Source organism: Actinomyces sp. MRS3W (genome assembly GCF_032465695.1).
In the GTDB taxonomy this organism is placed as follows: domain Bacteria; phylum Actinomycetota; class Actinomycetes; order Actinomycetales; family Actinomycetaceae; genus Actinomyces.
The window spans coordinates 1-17,999 of sequence record NZ_JAWDJJ010000080.1 but is presented as its reverse complement, the minus strand read 5'-3'; the positions used below and the strand labels follow the sequence as shown (position 1 = coordinate 17,999).

The 17,999-nt window shown below is 67.4% G+C and carries 14 protein-coding genes; 7 read left to right on the top strand and 7 right to left on the bottom strand.

What is annotated here, in order from left to right:
• Positions 1-1,562 (bottom strand): phosphoenolpyruvate--protein phosphotransferase (gene ptsP / locus RWX45_RS02280; RefSeq protein ID WP_316022169.1); only part of this gene is annotated, 1,562 nt, incomplete at its 3' end.
• A gap of 351 nt (positions 1,563-1,913) precedes the next feature.
• Here ptsP and RWX45_RS02275 point away from each other — a divergent pair.
• Complete coding sequence (locus RWX45_RS02275; protein ID WP_316022168.1) at positions 1,914-2,144, top strand: PTS glucose/sucrose transporter subunit IIB; 231 nt, start codon at positions 1,914-1,916, stop codon at positions 2,142-2,144.
• 267 nt (positions 2,145-2,411) lie between these two features.
• A complete protein-coding gene (gene malQ, locus RWX45_RS02270; RefSeq protein WP_316022167.1) occupies positions 2,412-4,577 on the top strand; it encodes a 4-alpha-glucanotransferase in 2,166 nt (721 codons plus the stop codon).
• A 123-nt stretch (positions 4,578-4,700) separates the two neighbouring features.
• On the opposite strand, the gene RWX45_RS02265 is transcribed toward malQ, so the two are convergent.
• Positions 4,701-5,162, bottom strand: a complete 462-nt coding sequence (locus RWX45_RS02265; protein WP_316022166.1) for a PTS glucose transporter subunit IIA — start codon at positions 5,160-5,162, stop codon at positions 4,701-4,703.
• Positions 5,159-7,762 carry an aminopeptidase N gene (pepN, locus tag RWX45_RS02260; protein ID WP_316022165.1) on the bottom strand — a complete coding sequence of 868 codons (2,604 nt, stop codon included), beginning with the start codon at positions 7,760-7,762 and terminating at the stop codon, positions 5,159-5,161. Before pepN ends, RWX45_RS02265 begins: the two co-directional genes overlap by 4 nt.
• Before the next feature lie 22 nt (positions 7,763-7,784).
• Here pepN and RWX45_RS02255 point away from each other — a divergent pair, with 22 nt between their 5' ends.
• The 5 genes from RWX45_RS02255 to RWX45_RS02235 all read left to right on the top strand — a co-directional run bounded on the left by RWX45_RS02255 (position 7,785) and on the right by RWX45_RS02235 (position 12,608).
• Positions 7,785-8,081, top strand: a complete 297-nt coding sequence (locus RWX45_RS02255) for a hypothetical protein (RefSeq protein WP_316022164.1) — start codon at positions 7,785-7,787, stop codon at positions 8,079-8,081.
• A 54-nt stretch (positions 8,082-8,135) separates the two neighbouring features.
• Positions 8,136-9,149: a D-glycerate dehydrogenase gene (locus RWX45_RS02250; protein ID WP_316022163.1), complete on the top strand. Its 1,014-nt coding sequence runs from the start codon at positions 8,136-8,138 to the stop codon at positions 9,147-9,149.
• A 45-nt stretch (positions 9,150-9,194) separates the two neighbouring features.
• Entirely contained in the window at positions 9,195-10,298 is a 1,104-nt protein-coding gene (locus RWX45_RS02245) for a glycerate kinase (protein ID WP_316022162.1), read from the top strand.
• A 296-nt stretch (positions 10,299-10,594) separates the two neighbouring features.
• Positions 10,595-11,452: a fumarylacetoacetate hydrolase family protein gene (locus RWX45_RS02240; protein ID WP_316022161.1), complete on the top strand. Its 858-nt coding sequence runs from the start codon at positions 10,595-10,597 to the stop codon at positions 11,450-11,452.
• Positions 11,453-11,531: 79 nt separating this feature from the next.
• Entirely contained in the window at positions 11,532-12,608 is a 1,077-nt protein-coding gene (locus RWX45_RS02235; protein WP_316022160.1) for an alcohol dehydrogenase catalytic domain-containing protein, read from the top strand.
• A gap of 155 nt (positions 12,609-12,763) precedes the next feature.
• On the opposite strand, the gene RWX45_RS02230 is transcribed toward RWX45_RS02235, so the two are convergent.
• The 4 genes from RWX45_RS02230 to RWX45_RS02215 form a co-directional block, all read right to left on the bottom strand.
• On the bottom strand, positions 12,764-13,906 hold the full coding sequence (locus RWX45_RS02230) for a glycoside hydrolase family 105 protein (protein WP_316022159.1): 1,143 nt from the start codon (positions 13,904-13,906) through the stop codon (positions 12,764-12,766).
• Positions 13,907-13,932: 26 nt separating this feature from the next.
• On the bottom strand, positions 13,933-15,303 hold the full coding sequence (locus RWX45_RS02225) for an MFS transporter (RefSeq protein WP_316022158.1): 1,371 nt from the start codon (positions 15,301-15,303) through the stop codon (positions 13,933-13,935).
• 343 nt (positions 15,304-15,646) lie between these two features.
• On the bottom strand, positions 15,647-16,723 hold the full coding sequence (locus tag RWX45_RS02220) for an LCP family protein (RefSeq protein ID WP_316022157.1): 1,077 nt from the start codon (positions 16,721-16,723) through the stop codon (positions 15,647-15,649).
• Positions 16,724-16,740: 17 nt separating this feature from the next.
• Positions 16,741-17,706, bottom strand: a complete 966-nt coding sequence (locus RWX45_RS02215; protein ID WP_316022156.1) for an LPXTG cell wall anchor domain-containing protein — start codon at positions 17,704-17,706, stop codon at positions 16,741-16,743.
• Between the last annotated feature and the right edge of the window lie 293 nt (positions 17,707-17,999).

Below are 17,999 nucleotides of genomic sequence, written 5' to 3'. Positions count from 1 at the left end.
ACGTCGGGCAGGGCGCGGGCCGTCATCGACAGGCTGGCCACACCCAGGCCCACCAGGACCGTTGCCAGAGCCGGGTCGGCGGCGGCCTCACCACAGACGCCCACGGGACGCCCATGCGGGGCGGCCCCGTCACAAGCCTGCTTGATGAGGCGCAGAACGGCCGGCTGCCAGGCGGTGGACAGATCCGCGAGCGAGGACAGCAGGCGGTCGGCGGCCATGACGTACTGGGTGAGGTCGTTGGTGCCGATGGAGGCGAAGTCCGCATACTCGAACATCTTGTCCGCCATGATGGCGGCGGACGGAACCTCGATCATCATCCCCGCCGTCTGCAGGCCGTAGGAGCGGGCCTTCTCGGTGAAGGCCTGAGCCTCCTCCGCGGTTGAGATCATCGGCGCCATGACCCATACCTTGGCCTCGGTTTCGGCCTCGGCCTTGGCCAGGGCCTCCAGCTGGTGGTCGAGCACCTCCGGGTCGCGGCGGGTGGTGCGGTAGGCGCGCACCCCCAGGGCCGGGTTGGCTTCGGTAGCGTCGGTGAGGAAGGGCAGGGGCTTGTCGGCGCCGGCGTCGAGTGTGCGCACCACGACCTTCTTGCCGGGGAAGGCCGCCAGCACAGCCTTGTATGCCTCGACCTGGTCGTCAACGCTCGGTTCCTCCGGCTGATCGAGGAAGCAGAACTCCGTGCGGAACAGCCCCACGCCCATGGCGTTGGCTTCGGCGGCCGAGCGGGCGGCGGCGCCATCGCCGACATTGGCGAGTAGCTGCACCTCATGGCCGTCCTTGGTGGCGCCGTCACCGTTGAAGACCCGCACACGGCTGGCCAGTTCCCGGGCACGGCGCAGCTGGTCCTCGCTCGGATCCAGGACAATGGTGCCCTTGGTTCCGTCGACCAGCACGATGTCACCGTCCGCGAGCTGGTCCGTGACGGCGGAACCCGTACCGACAATCGCGGGCATGCCCAGAGCGCGGGCGAGGATAGCGGTGTGCGAGGTGGGGCCGCCCTCGGAGGTGACGAAGGCGACGACTTTCTCCGGGTCCAGCAGGGCGGTGTCGGCGGGGGCGAGGTCCTCGGCGACGAGGACGAAGGGCTCGGGCAGGCGAGGAATGCCCGGCATGGGGGCATCGGTGAGTACTGCCACGATGCGGTCGCGCACATCCTGTACGTCGCGGGTGCGCTCGGCCATGTAGCCGCCGAGTGACTCCAGCATGGATGCGAGCGTTCCGGCTGCCTCCCAGACGGCGCGTTCGGGGACGAGGCGCCGCTCGCGGACCATGGCCTGTGCCGAGGAGGTGAGGGTCGGGTCGGCGGCCATCTGCGCGGTGGTCTCCAACAGGGTGCGGCCGTCGCCCTTGGCCTCGGCCGCCGACAACTCGAGCCCCTTCTTGACGGTTTGCGCTGCCGCGGCGATGCGGTCGCACTCCTTCTCGGTGTCACGGCTCGGATCTAGGGTGGCGATTTCCGGTTCGGCGATGCCGGGTGCCATACGGGCGACGGGGCCGGCGACGAGGCCGGGGCTCACGCCGATCCCGGTCAGAGATGTGGGGTTTGCGGCGGACGGGGCCATGCGGTGCTCCTCAACAGCGACGGAGGCGGGTGTTACGGCTCATTGTGCACCGAGATGGTGATTCGGGGAACGATTCCGCCATGGGATGAACGACGATTGACAGAAAACCCGATAGCAAACCTGACCCAAGAGGGGCGACGGGGAATGGCCCGCGCCGTGGCGATAGCGATCCCGGCGCGGTGCGGACATCAGCGATCCGTCGCCGATCGGTGTCCGTGTCATGAGTACATGCACAGCGAACTGCGATAAAGTGATGTCGAGCACGAAGAGTTGAAACCGTCTGGCATGCCACGCCTGGACGCGGGCGGCGAAGACACCTGAAGACACCACCAGAAGATACGAGGAGCACGCATGAGCACTGCAGCTGAGATCGTCGCCGGCCTGGGTGGGCGCGAGAACATCGCCGACCTGGAGCCGTGCATCACCCGTCTACGGGTCGAGGTCGTCGATCAGGAGAAGGTCGATGAGGACGCCCTGCGCGCCACCGGCGCCTTTGGTGTGGTCCGTTCCGGACGGGTGGTCCAGGTTGTGGTCGGCCCTACGGCGGACACCATCGCTCAGGAAATTGCCGAACTCGACTGAGCCGGCCTCATCACTCCGCGCCGACCGCCCCGTCCGCCGCCGCAGGACGGGGCGGCACGTGCAAATTGCGGGAATCGGGCGTGGATAACTGGCGTCCGCACCGATCGTATGAAACGCTTGCTGCAAGAGGTGTTTCCATCGGCCGAGCCGAGCGCGTAGCCGCCCCGGTGCGGAGATGGGCCGCCCCTTGAAACCACCCTTCCTGCGCCCCACACCATCGGGGACGCCCTCGCGCGCATGCGCGACCGAGCACGAGGCTGAACCGTCATGACCGACCCCATCGCCGCATCCGACCTCCCCGACGAGCGACTCAAGCAGCTTGCCGAGGCCCATGGCGTCTCGACCGAGTATTGGGACTACCACGGCAACCTCGCCGCCCCGTCCCGTGCCACCCTCATCGCGGTTCTGGCTGCCCTGGGCGTGAGCGCTGGGGATGAGGAGGAGGTGGATGCGTCACTGCGTGAGGTTGACATCGCTCCGTGGCGGCGCACCCTGCCCCCGACCGTCGTCGTCCGCGCCGGCGTGCAGTCAACCGTCCCGGTCCATCTGCCCGATGGTGCTCGCGTCCAGGTGCATGTCGACTTGGAAGAGGGCGAGACGAGGCAGCTGCTACAGACCGATGACTGGACCGCTCCGCGTGAGGTGGACGGCATACTCACCGGTCAGGCCTCCTTCGTCATCCCCGACGACTTACCGCTCGGCTGGCACACGATCGTCGCCGAGGTCGACGCTTCCGCGGCCTCGGCGGGCACCGGCACCTACTTCGCCACCGCTGCGCTGGCCGTCACCCCCGACCACCTCGACCTGCCCGCATCACTGGGCGGGCGCGGTTGGGGCGTTATGGCTCAGCTGTACTCGGTGCGTTCCCGCGGCTCCTGGGGAATCGGCGACGCCGATGATCTCACCGAGCTGGCCGGGTTCCTGGGCGATGAGGGCGCCGACTTCTTGCTCATCAACCCGCTGCACGCGGCCGAGCCGGTCGGCACGATGACGCCCTCGCCCTACTTGCCGGTTACCAGGCGCTTCGTCAACCCCATTTACATTCGCCCCGAGAACATCCTGGAGGTCTCCCGCCTGTCGGGCCCGCGCCGCTCGCTGGTCCAGTGGGCCCACGAGGAGGTTGCGGACGCGAACCTGACCGCTGACTCCATCGATCGCGACGTTGCCTGGAAGGCCAAGCGCGAGGCCCTGGAAGTCATCTTCGCCGCGGGGCGTTCGCGCTCCCGGCAGCGCGATTTTGAACGCTTCCGTGACGAGCAGGGACAGGGCCTGGAACGCTTCGCTCTGTGGTGCGCCCTGATGGAGAAGTACGGTCGCTTCGAGGATTGGCCCGACACCCTCAAGGACGCTTCCAGCGCCTTCGTCGCCAACGAGGCGCGCACGCTTGCCGACCGCATCGACTTCTACGCCTGGCTGCAGTGGATCGTCGACGAGCAGCTGGGGCGCGCTCAGGCCGAGGCGAAGGCCGCCGGCATGAGCCTGGGGCTTATGGACGACCTCGCCGTCGGCGTGCATCCCAAGGGCGCGGACGTCTGGTCTGACCCGGACGCCTTCGCACCCGGGATCGGCGTTGGTGCCCCTCCGGACATGTACAACCAGCTGGGGCAGAACTGGTCTCAGCCGCCGTGGAACCCGGTTCGGCTGGCGGAGACTGCCTACGCCCCGCTGCGTGACATGGTCGGCACCGTGCTGCGGCACGCCGGGGCGTTGCGCATCGACCACGTCATCGGCCTGTTCCGGCTGTGGTGGATCCCGGACGGTTTCCGCGCCGACCAGGGCGCCTACGTGCGCTATGACCACGAGGCGATGATTGGCGTCGTGCTGCTGGAGGCCCACCGCGCCGGGGCCGTCATCATCGGTGAGGATCTGGGCACGGTGGAGCCGCGGGCGCGCGAGTACCTGGCCAGCCGTGGCGTGCTGGGCACCTCCGTGCTCTGGTTCGAGAAGGACGAGGACGACTGGCCGCTGCAGCCGGGCGCCTACCGCCACCTGGCCCTGTCCACGGTCAACACCCACGACCTGCCGCCCACCGCTGGCTACCTCGCCGACGAGCATGTGACGTTGCGGGAGAGGCTGGGGCTGCTCACCGAGCCCATCGACCAGGTGCGGACCGAGGCCCGTATTGAGCGCGAGCGCATGCTGGCCCGGCTGCGGGAATACGGCTTGCTATCCGATGACCCGTCCGAGCGCGAGACCGTCGAGGCGCTCTACCGTTACGTGGTTCGCACCCCCTCGGCCCTGGTCGGGGTGGCGCTGGTCGACGGCGTCGGTGAGCGCCGCGCCCAGAATCAGCCCGGGACCGACCAGGAGTACCCGAACTGGAAGATGCCGCTTGCGGACAGCTCGGGTGAAGCGGTTCTGGTCGAGGACCTGCCGGACAATGTGCGTTTGGCCAGCCTGCTGGCCGCCGTGCGCGACGAGTTCCGCCGGTGATGACATGCCCCGAGACCGGCGCATCATGAGTGCCGGTCTCGGGGCCATGTACTTGTACCGGTTGCGGTGACACCCCACCAGGGGCCACGTGGATGCCCACGTTGGGCCCGTGGAGTCAACCCACTAAGCCCAGGTGAAGAGCCTGCCGCCCGGCGCCACCGGCATGCCGACGGCGCTCAGGGCCACCTTCCCGTCGTCGGCTTGCAGGGCGACGACGGGCACGATCGGGTTGCGCCCGCCGGCCTCCACACTCGCCGGGCACCACGTGACCACGGGATCCCCGGCGACAACCTGCGCGCCCTGCGCCACATGCAGCGTAAAGCCGGCGCCGCCCAGCTCCACCGTGTCCAAACCCAGATGCACAAGCACACTGCGATCATCGGTGTCCGTGACGATGAAGGCATGCGGATAAAGCTTGGTGACGATACCGCTCACGGGGGCGACGGCAACCACCGCGTCCCCGTGAGCGCGGTCGGGGTCAACGGCCAGACCGGGACCGATGATTCGGTCCGCGAAGACGGGGTCGGGTACGTCCTCGACTGCGATCACGGTTCCGGCGAGGGGCGAGCTGACAGACAGGCTCACTGCGGATCCGTTGCCGGGGTGACTTTCCGGTAGGCCTGAACCGCCGCGACGCGCTGGGTGTCATCGAGGTTCTCACGCACAATCCGGCGGAAGGCCGCCGGGGCGTCAGCGTGGGAGGCGAGCCATTCCTCCAGCGCCGCCGCCGGATCCACGTCGGGCAGCCCCACCGTGGCGGGTGACCAGAGGTCCTCAAGCAGGTTCTCGGCCATGTGGAAGGTGCGCGAGGCCCAGATGCCATCGGCCTCCTTGACGTACTCCGCGACGAAGGGCACGAGCAGCTCGGGATTCCTCTCGACCATGCGGAAGCCGGCGAGCATCTTCACCTGCGTCTCGTTGGGCAGGGCTGCGTTGTCGACGAGCTCACGCCAGGCGGCCGCCTTCGCCGTCGGGGTGGGGATGGCGGCGCGTGCCTGAGCGGCCCGCTCGCGGCCCGTCGTGGTGCGGTCGCGCGCCTCCTCGGCGGCGATCTCGGCCTCGCCACGACGTCCGGCGGCGACCAGACCAACCAGCAGGTCCCAACGCAGATCCTGATCGACTACCAACTCGGGCAGTGTCTCGGAACCGTCCAGCCAGGCCGCCACCGTGTCCAGCTGCGAGTCGGTCACCGCGTGAGCGGCAACGGCGCGCACCAGCTGCAGCTGCTTGTCGCTACCGGCGTCGGCGGCGCGCGCGAGGTCCAGCAGCGTGTCGGTGGCCGCGGTGGCGGTGTCGCGGCGTACGGACGGCGGCAGGTATGTCGACAGGCAGGTGGCAATCCGCGCCAGCAGTCCCTGCACGACGCCGGAGTGCGTCTCGGTGTGCAGCGCCCGCAGGGCCGCGGTGAGGAAGTCTGCGGCCGGGTACTGGCTGTCGCGCACCATGTCCCAGGCGCTGGCCAGCAGCAGCGAGCGCGGCAGCGACGCCGTGAACGCGTCTGCGTGCTCGAGGCCGGCGGCGAGCGAGGCGGCGTCCAGGCGCACCTTGGCGTAGGTGAGGTCTTCGTCGTTGACGAGGAGGACGTCCGGGCGGGTGGTGCCGACCAGCTCCGGCACCTCGGTGCGCTCGCCGTCGACGTCGAGCTCGATGCGGCCGGTGCGCTCCAGCGCCGCCGGCTCGCCGCCGTCGAGCGCGTAGGAGCCCAGCACCACCCGGTGGGGGCGCAGCGAGGCTGGGGAGTCGGCGGGAATCTCCTGCACGATCGCAGCGGAGGTGATGACGTCGTCGGCCCCGGTTTCCAGCTCCAGGCGCAGTGTGGTGACCCCGGCCTCCTGCAGCCACACCCGTGTCCAGGCGGACAGGTCGCGGCCGGAGACCTGCTCCAGCTCGCCGAGCAGGTCGGCCAGGGTGGCGTTGGCGTAGGCGTGTGCGGCCAGGTAGTTCTTAATGCCGGAGAAGAAGGCGTCGCGGCCCACGTAGGCGACCAGGGCGGACAGCACGGAGGCGCCTTTGGCGTAGGTGATGCCGTCGAAGTTGACCTCAACATCGTGTAGGTCGTTGATGTCTGCGGCGATGGGGTGGGTGGAGGAGAGCTGGTCCTGGTTGTAGGCCCAGTTCTTCTCCAGCACCTGGAAGGTGGTCCAGGCGTCGGTCCAACGAGTGGTCTCGGCCACGGCGAGCGTGGAGCAGTACTCGGCGAAGGACTCGTTGAGCCACAGGTCGTCCCACCACTTCATGGTGACCAGGTCGCCGAACCACATGTGGGCCAGCTCGTGCAGAATGGTCTCCGCCCGGCGCTCGACACGCGCCTCAACCGGACGTGAGCGGAAGATGTAGTCGTCGCGGTGGGTGACGATGCCGGCGTTCTCCATGGCGCCGGCGTTGAACTCGGGCACGAACGCCTGGTCGTACTTGGTGAAGGCGTACGGAGTGCCGAACAGCTCCTCGTAGTAGGCGAAGCCCTGCTTGGTGATGTCCAGGATCTCCTCGGCGTCCATGAACGCCTCCAGGCTCTTACGGCAGTAAACGCCCAGTGGCACCGTGCGTCCGTCCGGGGCGGTGTAGACGTCGGTGACGCCGGCGTAGGGGCCGGCGACAATCGCCGTGATGTAGGAACTGATGCGCTCACAGGGGGCGAAAGCGAAGGTGCGAGCGCCGTCCGCGGTCGGTGTGGGCGTGGGGGTGGGGGAGTTGGCCAGCACCGTCCAGCCCTCGGGCACGGTGACGGTGAAGCGGAATGAGGCTTTGAGATCGGGCTGCTCGAAGACGGCGAAGACACGGCGGGCGTCGGGGACCTCGAACTGGGTGTACAGGTAGGTCTCGCCATCGGCGGGGTCGGTGAAGCGGTGCAGGCCCTCTCCGGTGTGCATATAGGCGCAGTCGGCGACGACGGTCAGCTCGTTGTCACCGCGCAGATCAGCCAGCACGATGCGGGAGTCGGCGAACACCGCCTGCGGATCCAGGTCGGTGCCGTTGAGCGTGACCGAATGGACGACGGGGGCGATCAGGTCGATGAACGTGGAGGCGCCCGGCGTCGCGGTGAAGCGCACGGTCGTGGTGGAGCGGAAGGTCGCGTTGGAGGGATTCGGAGCGCCGGACAGATCCAAGACGACGTCGTAGCTGTCGGTGGAGACGACGGCGGCGCGTTCCACCGCCTCCTCGCGGGTGAGATTCTGACCGGGCACGAAAGCTCCTTTAGTAGACGACATGACAACGGCGGTCGCGCCTTGTGGGCTGACCGACGTCGGCTGCAAGTCTCTCACCGAACCGGCGCATGAGGAACTTCTCGACGCCGACCTGGACCTGGTCGATGAGTCCTATCTGCCCGCTATCGGTGCCGCCGGCATGTGCGGCGCCACGGTCGCGGACGTGACGCTGCCGGAGGTCACCTCCCGCCGCGTCAGCCCTCGGCCGGAGTGGGTGGCCATCAATGACGACCGCTGGGATGCCTTCCGCGTCTCCTGGACAGCCGCAACCGGACGCGAGCTCCTCCCGGAAATCTGATTCCGCACGGACCGCGAACCGAGAACCCTTCCTCTCTTGACGAAAGACAGTTCCATGAACACTTCCACCGATTCGACGAATACTGTGAACGCCGTGAAACCGACCAAGTCCGTGTACGTCGCCCGGCTACTGACCGACACCGTCACCCATGAGCTCGGCTCCCACACCGGCTTCAGCTTCGAGGTTGGCCAGGAGGCGCCGCCCAGTCGCGCGGAACTCCTGGAGCGTGTCGCGGGTCGGGACGCCGCCATCGTCACCCTCACCGAACGCATTGACGAGGAGTTCTTCGCCGCCGCAGGCCCCTCCCTCAAGGTGGTCGCCAACGTGGCCGTCGGCTTCGACAACATCGACCTCGACGCTGCCGCCCGCCACGGGGTCGTCATCACCAACACCCCCGGTGTCCTCGACGGCGCCACCGCCGATCACACCTTCGCCCTCATCCTCGCCCTCGGCCGTCGCATCGTTGAGGCCGACCGCTTCCTCCACGAGGGCCGGGACTGGGTGTGGGGGCCGCGCATGTTCGTCGGCCTCGATATCTCTGCCGGCGCCACCTTGGGCATCATCGGCCTGGGACGGATCGGCCTGGCCGCGGCCAAGCGGGCCCGTGCCTTCGACATGCGGGTGATCGCCTCCGACGCCACCCACCCGCTGGGAACCACCGCTGAGGGCGTTGAGATCGTCAGCCAAGAGGAACTGCTGGCCACGGCGGACGTGGTGACCTTGCATGTGCCGCTTCTGCCCTCCACCCGCCGCCTCATGGGCGCCGACACCCTGGCGCAGATGAAGCCGGGCGCTTACCTCGTCAACTGCGCTCGCGGCGGTGTCGTCGATGAGACCGCGCTGATCGCCGCCATCGACTCCGGGCACCTGCGCGGCGCCGCCATCGACACCTTCGAAGGCGAGCCGCACGTCAACCCAGAGCTGCTCTCACGCCCGCAGATCGTGGTGACCCCGCACACGGCCAGCGCGGGCGAGGCGACTCGCGACCGCATGTGCCGCCTCGCCGTCGACAATGTCCTCGCCGTGCTGGATGGGCGTGAACCGCTCACCCCGGTCAAGGCGTCCTGAGCCGGGCAGCGGGCGCCGCCTGCACCTAACCGAAAGGGAAGCTCAATGAAACTGGTCCTGGCACCCGACTCCTTCAAGGAGAACATGACCGCCGCCGAGGCTGCGCAGGCGATGCAGCGGGGCGTGCACGATGTCTTCCCCGATGCCGAAACGGTCATGATCCCCATGTCCGACGGCGGCGAGGGCTTCGTCGACGCCGTCGCCGCCGCCTGGGGCGCCCAGCGCATCACGGCTCAGACCGTCGATGCGCTGGGACGGCCCATCCGCGCCGTCTACGGGCTCGACGGCGAGCGCGCCGTCATGGACGTGGCCAGCTGTGCCGGACTGGAGCTCATCGCGCCTGCGGACCGCGACGTCCTGCACTCCAACACCGCTGGACTGGGGTTGCTCATCAAGGACGCCGTCGCGCGCGGCGCGCGCACGATTGTGCTGGGCATCGGCGGATCGGCGACCAATGATGCCGGGCTGGGGATGCTCACCGCCCTGGGCGGGCGGCTCCTGGACGCCCAGGGCGAACCGGTCGTCCCGGTGCCCGAGCAGTTCGGGAGGCTGGCCGCCATCGATGCCGCCGGGCTGGTTCCGGAGTTGGCCCGCACCCGCATCCACGTGGCCTGCGACGTGACCAACCCGCTGACGGGTGCGCAGGGCGCGACCGCCGTGTTCGGTCCGCAGAAAGGCGTGAGTGCCGACCTGGTGCCGGTTCTGGATGCCGCGCTGGCCCACGTGGCGCAGGTGAGCGGGCAGGAGGCGCAGGCCGCCGCGCCCGGGGCCGGTGCTGCTGGGGGCCTCGGCTTCGGGCTGCGCGTCTTCCTGGGGGCCACCTTGGAACTCGGCGTTGAGCTGGTCGCCCGCGCGGTAGGGCTGGCCGACGCCGTCGCCGATGCTGACCTTGTGCTCACGGGGGAGGGCTCGGTCGACGCACAGACCCTGGCGGGCAAAACCCCTGCCGGGGTCGCCCAGGTGGCAGGGGACGCCGGGGTGCCGTGCGTCGTCTTCGCCGGACGCATCAAGGCCGGGGCCGAGAACCTGCTGGAGCACGGGGTGCGCGACCTGGTCAAGGTCGGCCCGCCCGAAGAGCCGCTGGCCGAGGCTCTGCGTCACGGTCCCACCAACCTGCGGCGCGCCGTCGGCGAGTACTTGCGGCGCTGAGCGCCTTGCGGCGGGGCGCGGGGCGACGTGGGCGATCGGGCTCGAAACACCGTCGTAGCGCTGGACGTCTTTGGGTGTCGTTGCCTGCTGCCGCGCGGGCAACGACGCTTCGTCCAGGGGATTCCCTTCGTCATCGTCACTCTCGCGACCAGGGGCTAGCGAAGCGAAGTGAAACGTTTTAATCTGGGTGTCGTGACCGCTCGCCTGCGGGCAACGGTGCACCTATCCGCCGGCGGGGTCTCTCCATCGCAGTTGAGCGCTTCCGACCGGCACGATCGTGAGACAAAGGAGCCACCGTGCAGCTTGTCACCTACCTCCGCGCCGGCAACGAGGAGTTCGGCATTCTCAAGGGCGGAGCCATCCTGCCGCTAACCGGCGTGGCCGGCGTCGGCGACGACGTCGTGTCCCTGGTTTCTTCCGCGGCGCACCTCGAGGCGGCCCGCGAGGCCCTCGCCGCTGCCGATGGCGGCGGCATCATCGCCCTGGACGATGTCGAGCTCCTTGCCCCGGTGCCGCGTCCGGGCAAAATCTTCGGCGCCGCCTATAACTACCGCGGACATACCTCGACGCCGGGCGAGGACAACGCCCCGGCCCCGGATCTCTTCATGAAACTGACCAGCTCTGTCGCGGGTGCGGGCCAGGATGTCATCATCCCAGCAGAATCGGAGCACGTCGACTACGAGCCCGAGCTCGGCGTCATCATCGGCAAACCGGCCTGGCGCGTGTCGCGCGAGGAGGCCCTCGACTACGTCGCCGGCTACACCGTCTTCAACGACGTCTCCGCGCGCGACTGGCAGCACGCCACCACCCAGTGGAATCTTGCCAAGAGCTTTCCCGGTTTTTCCCACATGGGTCCGGCGCTCGTCACGGCCGACGAGGTTGGCGACGTGAGCAACCTGCGTATCACCATCGTGCGCGACGGCGTCACCAAGGTCGACAACACGACTGCCGCCATGGTCCACCCTGTCGATGAGCTCATCGCGTACATCTCGACGGTGACCCCGCTCGAGCCGGGCGACATCATCGCCACCGGTTCCCCGGCCCGCAAGCCCGAGTTCGACCCCGAGCCCCGCCTCGAGTCCGGAGACTCCACCGTCATCACAATCGAGCATGTCGGGCGGCTGACCACCCGCTACGCCGCCCCTCGTACCTGACCGGAGCGCGTCCCGGTGCGCCCCAACCGAGGCACCGAGACCGCGAAGGGAAGAAGCGTCCTACCGTCCATCAACGCTGATGAAGGAGAACAACACCATGAAGGCACTGCGAGCCCATGCTCCCTACGACTACCGACTCGAGGATATTCCCCGGCCCGCTCCCAAGGAGGGCGAGATCCTCATCAGGGTCCTTGCCTGTGGCATCTGCGCCGGGGACGTGAAGTCCTACCACGGTGGCATCCGCATCTGGGGCACCAGCGAGGCGGACCGCTACATCGACGCGCCCGTTACCGGCGGCCACGAGATCTGTGGCGAGGTCGTCGAGCTGGGCGAGGGCGTGAGCGATTTTTCCGTTGGTGACCGGATCGTCACCGAGCAGATTGTCCCGTGCGGAGAGTGCGTCTACTGTCGCCGCGGCACGTACTGGATGTGCACGCGCTCTGCTGTTTACGGTTTCAAGGAGGTCTGTCCCGGCGGCTTCGCCGAGTATGCGATCCTGCCGCGCACATCGATCAATCACAAGGTGCCCGAGTCGCTCACGCTCGAGCAGGCGACGCTCATCGAGCCCATCGCGTGCGGTATGCACGCGCTGGAGCGCGCGCAGATCCAGCACAGCGATGTCGTCGTCATCTCCGGCCTGGGTGGTATCGGCCTGTCCATGCTCTCGATTGCGGCCGCGGCCATGCCCCGCCTCGTCATCGGCCTTGATGTGCGCCCCGAACGTGCGGCGCGCGGTCTTGACTATGGCGCGGACTACGTCTTCAACCCCGCAGAGTGCGACGTTGCCGAGGAGATCCGCAATCTCACCGATGGCCTCGGCTGCGACGTCTACGTCGAGGTTTCCGGTTCCCCGATCAGTGTGCGCCAAGGCCTCGAGTGCACGGCCAACCTCGGCCGCTTCGTCCAGATGGGTGTATTTGCCGACCTCGTGCAGGCCGACTGGAACGTCATCGGCGACGGCAAGGAGCTGACGATCCTGGGCTCCCACCTCTCCGGACTCACCTACCCGGCCGTCATCCGGGGCATCGAGTCCGGTGTCATCAAAACCGATGGCATTGTCACCCACACCTTCGCCCTCGGCGAGTGGGAGAAGGCCTTCGAAACTGCGGAGAAGGATCCGACGGCGCTCAAGGTACTGCTCGTTCCGGGGGAGTGACGTGCTGACGGGCCTGCGTCCGGTGGGGGCTGAGCGACTGAGCGCTCAGCCCCCGCCTCTTGCCGAGACCGTACACATGGGCTAGCTAGCCGACGGCCCTCGCCGCGCCGGTGGGCGCGACGAGGGCCGCTGCTGGTTTGCTGGCGTGGTGGAAATCAGTAGTAGGTGCGCAGGTACTCGGTGAGGCAGAGAATTGCCATGGCCTGCCCGTAGGGCATCGACGTGCGCGGGATCTGGCGGTAGTAGTCCAGGTCCCTGCCCAGGTGGGTCCCGAAGGAGACCTGCTGGAGCTCTCCATCATCGGAGATGTTGTCGATAATCGCCTTGATGGCTTTCTCGCCGGTGTTCCTGTACTTGTTGTCCAGATAGCCCTTGCGCACGCCCTTGAGGATGCCGTAGGCGAAGCCGGCCGTGGCGGAGGCCTCCAGGTAGGAGGAGGGGTCGTCCAGCAGCGTGTGCCATAGGCCGGATTCATCCTGGAGGCTGTCGAGAGCTGCGACCTGCTCGTCGAGGACTTCAATGAGGAAACGGCGGGTGGGGTCGGCCTCATCAAGATCGAGTAGGTCGAGTAGCTCGGGGATGACCATCGTGATCCAGGCATTGCCGCGGGCCCACAGGGCGTCGGCGAAGTTGTGAGCGCCGTCGAAGGTCCAGCCGTGATACCACAGGCCGGTGTGCGGGTCGGCGAGATAGCGTACGTGAGTAAGGACCTGGAAGAGGGCCTCGTGCACGTAGGCGGGCCTGTGCAGCAGCAGACCGATCTTGGTCAGGGGCATGACCGTCATCATGAGGGTGTCGTCCCATAACTGATGGTGATTCTCCTCCACCAGAGTCACGTGCTGCATGCCGCCGTGCGGAGTGCGGGGCATGTCGCGCATGGCCCACTCGGCCCAGGAGTCCAGCCACGGCAGGTAATCGCGGCGGCCGGTGTTCTCATAGAGATAGGCGAGGGTGAGGAAGGGCGCCATGGTGTTGACGTTCTTCGTGGTGCCTTCGGCCAGGCGTGCGGTGAACCAGTCTTCGATAATGGTGCGGAAACGCTGGTCGCCGGTCTGTTCGTAGTACTGCCACATCCCGTACAGGCCGATGCCGTGGGTCCACTCCCAGCCGTTCCAGCCCTTAGCGTCGATGGTGCGGCCATCGTCCAAGCGCAGGAGGAACTCTCCGGTCTCGTCGGTGATGTGGATGAGGTTGTCGGTCAGGCGGTTGATGAGCTCCTTGAGATCCTCGCGCGCAACGAGCCTGGTGGGGGCGCACAGCAACGGGTTGTCCTTGACCGGCCACACTTTCTGTGCCATGGGTTGAGTCTTCCTCTCAGTTTTTCTCAGACGTCGTCGTCTTCGATCAGCGAGCGGCCGCGCGATTCCGGCGTCATGGCGGCAGCGATCGCGGCGACGGCGCAGATGACAAAGGTGGTACCGCCGATGATGAGCGGCACATTCTCGGTCCCAGGAGGAGCGAGAGCCGTGAACAGGCTGGGGAAGAATGCTGCGAGCGCGAGGCCGATGTTCTGCGAGAGCGCGAATCCGGTAACGCGGATCCGCATGGGGAACTGCTCCTGGAAGAAGGTGGCGAAGGTCGCGTTCCACATCTGGTAGAAGATGCCCTGCACCACGATCACGGCAAGGATGACAAGCGCAAGATTGCCGCTCTTGACAGCCTCAAGGTAGAACACCGATGTGGCGCCGCCGAGCAAACCACCGCCGATCATGAACAGCTTGCGGCCGAACCGGTCGGAGAGGGCGCCGGCTATTGGGATCGTGACGATCGCAACGACGTTGGCGATGAGGGTCACCCACAGCATGTCCGAAGTGGAGAACTCGATGCCGTAGCCCGCGTTCTTACCGTAGGAGACGCCGAAGGTCAGCGTTGTCATGCCGATGGCGTTGGTGAAGCACATGAGAACGCAACGCACGACGAGGCCGAGGTGCTTGGTGAGCAGCTCGACTACCGGGGCCTGGCGCTCCGCCTCCAACTGGTCCTTCTTCGCGAGGAAGACCGGGGGCTCCTGCACGTGGCGGCGGATGAGGATGCCAGCGAGGATGACGACGGCGCTGAGCAGGAAGGGGATGCGCCAGCCGTAGCTGTTGAAGGCGTCCTCGGGCATGAGGGCTGCCAGCGGCAGCATGACACCGGTGGCGAGGATAGAGCCGAACTGGGTGCCCTGGAGGCTGAAGGAAGCGAAGAAACCGCGCTTCTCGTCAGGAGCGTGTTCGACAATCATGGCGCTGGCCCCGCCGAGTTCACCGGCGACGGCGAAGCCCTGGATCAGGCGCAGGATGACCAGCAGCACTGGAGCCAGGATTCCGACTTGCTGATAAGTGGGCAGGAAGCCGACGGCCATCGTTGCGAAGCCCATGAGGAGCATGGCCCACACCAGTACTCGCTTGCGCCCGTGCCGATCGCCGAGGTTCCCCAGAACGATGGCGCCTACGGGGCGGGCGATGTAGCCGACAGCATAGGTGGCCAGCGAGGAGATCAGCGCGACCGTCGCGTTGCCCTCCGGGAAGAAGATTGTGGGGAAGATGAGTGCTGCGGCTTGTGCGTACAGGGCGAAGTCGTAGTACTCCAGGGCGCTCCCGATCCAGCCGCTCATCGCGGCCCGACGGGTGTTGATACGCACCTCCTCCTCGTGCGCCGCGACCGCCGCTGCCGTGGACTTCGGAGGTTGTTGCCCTTGTGATGCAAGCCCCATCGCTCGCTCCTTCGCTGACAAGAATTGTTGAAGCCTAATGTTTCATGTAACGAAACATGTGTATCACGTATTCAACTGTACCTGCGTGGATGTGCTGGCGTCAACGGTGTTTTGAAACGTCACAAGCGGGGGATTGGCGCCCAGTGACGTTGGTGGCGACGAATGCGGTTTCTCCAGATAGCACGCTTGTTTCGTCATCGCTAGCGTTGCGCAGGCGGGCTGGTCGGGTCTTGCAAGGCGTGACCGGGCGAGCTGCGGACGGTGCCCGCGGCCGCTGTCGCGGGAGGGCGGCGGCCCGCGGTAGCCGGGTGTGGCAGAGATTGTGGAGGCGGTTCGACTGTCCTCAAGACGCCGGAGTACAGGCGCCCGGCGTGAAGCCGTATTCGGCGAGAACCGCGTAAGTCTCATCTGTGGGCGGTGCGGCGAAGCTGTCCTCAACCGGACCGGCGGGCACGTTGACCACCTTGATGCCGCCGTCCTCGCCGCTGTGACTGTGCGCCTTGCGGGCCAGGTGGACCAGATCAAGCAGGCCGGTACCGGTATCGACGCCCAGGTTCCCGGTGAGGGTCCAGGCGAGCGAGTGCACCGCAAGCGGACTGCGCGCCTGCTCTGTTGCCGTGGTGAGTAGGGCCCGCATGACCACGCCGGTGAACTGGCTGCGCCGCTCGGCCCCCTCTTGCTCGGACAGGGCGACCCACTGCCCCTTGCGCAGCACCTCGGGGTGGCGTGAACGCACCAGTGCGAGGGCGTCGATGCCGCTCAGCGTCCGCGTGCCCGCCGTCGTGATCTCCAACCCGGAGTAGGCGTCGCGTACAGGTTCGTCGATATCAACCGTGACCCCGCCCATGGAGTCGACAATGTTGGCGAACTGGGCCATATCCACGGCAACGACGTGCGTGGTGGCAATGCCATAGGCGGTGCACAGGGCATCGACGGTGTACTGGGGGCCCTTGATGTAGGAGGTGGCCAAGCGTTCGTCGAAGGGGGAGCCTTCCACCACCACTAGGTCGCGTGGCAGGACCAGAACGTCAAGTCCGGAAGTGGTGGCCCGCACGAGCGCGGCGACGTCGGCGCGCACGCCGTCGCCGACCTCGGCGACGGTGCCGTAGCGGTTGGGGCCGTCGGGCAGGGCGGTGCGCGAGTCCGTGCCGATGATCAGCCAGGTGTCTGCCTGTGCTCCCGCGTCGGTAGCGCTCGCGGAGCCAGTCGGCATGGTGACGTCCAAGCGGTCGAGTCGGCCATACAGGATCCCGAGGTCACCGATGCCCAGGACCGCAAGCACGACGAGCACCGTGACCATGCCGGTGATAAGGGGACGGCGGCGGTACAACGCACGTATCCGCGTCCACCAGGCGCTCAGAGCCCGGTGGACGCGGATACGTGCGTGGCTGGTCCTGGGCGACGATTCGTGAGAGGCCATCGCCCGCAGACTATGCGTCAGGCGCGGCGGCGGGCACGCAAGAGCGCACCGGAGGCCACGAGGCCGGCCGCGAGAATGGTGAGAGTGAGGCCCTCACTACCGGTCTTGGCCAGCTCCTTGCCGGAGGCCGAGGCCGGGACCGTGGCCGACACGGTGGCAGCAGTGCTGCTTTCGGCGGTCGGCGTCGTGGCGGTGTCGTCGCCGGCAATGCCCGTGTTGTTCGGGTCATCGGTTGCCCGGGCGGCGGTGTTGTAGACGCCATTGGTCACGGTGACGAGCGAGACGGAGTCGCCGCCCTCGCCGTAGCGGTCGCCGGTCAGCCGCAGGACGTAGGTGCCGTCCGGAACGGAGGGGGCGGGGAAGGTGTCGTTGAAATTGCCGGATTCGTCCACCGTGCCGGAACCGATGGTGGCGACGGGGGTGGCGTCAGCGGAGTCGGAATCGGCCTCGCGGATGAGAACGGCGGTGGCGGTCTCGCCCGGGGTCAGGCCGGAGGCCTTGATCTCGAAGGTCTGTGCACCGGCCTGGCCGCTGATGATGTAGCTGCCGTCAAAGCGGGTGCCGTCGAGAAAAATCTGCTCGCTGGCGATGTCGCTGGTGCCCTGGCCGTAAGCGTTGCACGCGGCGACGACGAACCAGGGGTCGACGTCCGGGTCGCCGTTGAGGTCGGCGACAGCCGAGGCAACGTCGACGGTGGCCGTCCACGTGCCGTCTGCTCCGGCGTCGACGTAGGTCCACGTGCTGGCGGTCTCGTCCTGGTTGTTGGCCAGGGCCACGGCCACCTGGCCGGGATTGTCCGCGGTGCCGCAACCGGATCCGGTCACGGTGAGCGAGGAGTTCGGGTCAACGATCCGGCTGTCGGGGGCGTCGAGGGTGAAGCCGTCGTCAGTGGTGTCGGCGAAGGCCGGAGTGGACACGGCGAGACCGGCGGCCGCAAGAGCGGCTGCCGCGCCGATGGCGGTAACGGAGCGTCCAAGACGCATGGATCCTCCAAGTGGGATAGACGAGACGCGACGCGGGGCGGCGTCGGACTGCCTCCACCCTCTCGCAGGTCTCGAATTGGAGACAACCCCTCCGTGCGTGATTTGCCTGTGATCAAAGCGTCGTTTGACGTCCCAGGAATCACATCCGTCACATATTTGGGGCTTAAGCCCTAGGAAAGCTGTGGCTGTTCTAAGAATGCATGGGGAGAACTGCCCAGGTGACGCGGCTCACGGCGGGTGATCGAAGTGCAGCTCGTGAGCCACTGGGTGGGTGCGGCGGCGAGCCCGAGCGC

Coding starts and splice junctions, on each gene's coding strand:
- RWX45_RS02275 (WP_316022168.1), top strand. CDS start 1,914: ATGAGCACTGCAGCTGAGATCGTCGCCGGCCTGGGTGGGCGCGAGAAC.
- malQ (WP_316022167.1), top strand. CDS start 2,412: ATGACCGACCCCATCGCCGCATCCGACCTCCCCGACGAGCGACTCAAG.
- RWX45_RS02255 (WP_316022164.1), top strand. CDS start 7,785: ATGACAACGGCGGTCGCGCCTTGTGGGCTGACCGACGTCGGCTGCAAG.
- RWX45_RS02250 (WP_316022163.1), top strand. CDS start 8,136: ATGAACACTTCCACCGATTCGACGAATACTGTGAACGCCGTGAAACCG.
- RWX45_RS02245 (WP_316022162.1), top strand. CDS start 9,195: ATGAAACTGGTCCTGGCACCCGACTCCTTCAAGGAGAACATGACCGCC.
- RWX45_RS02235 (WP_316022160.1), top strand. CDS start 11,532: ATGAAGGAGAACAACACCATGAAGGCACTGCGAGCCCATGCTCCCTAC.
- RWX45_RS02230 (WP_316022159.1), bottom strand. CDS start 13,906: ATGGCACAGAAAGTGTGGCCGGTCAAGGACAACCCGTTGCTGTGCGCC.
- RWX45_RS02225 (WP_316022158.1), bottom strand. CDS start 15,303: ATGGGGCTTGCATCACAAGGGCAACAACCTCCGAAGTCCACGGCAGCG.
- RWX45_RS02220 (WP_316022157.1), bottom strand. CDS start 16,723: ATGGCCTCTCACGAATCGTCGCCCAGGACCAGCCACGCACGTATCCGC.
- RWX45_RS02215 (WP_316022156.1), bottom strand. CDS start 17,706: ATGCGTCTTGGACGCTCCGTTACCGCCATCGGCGCGGCAGCCGCTCTT.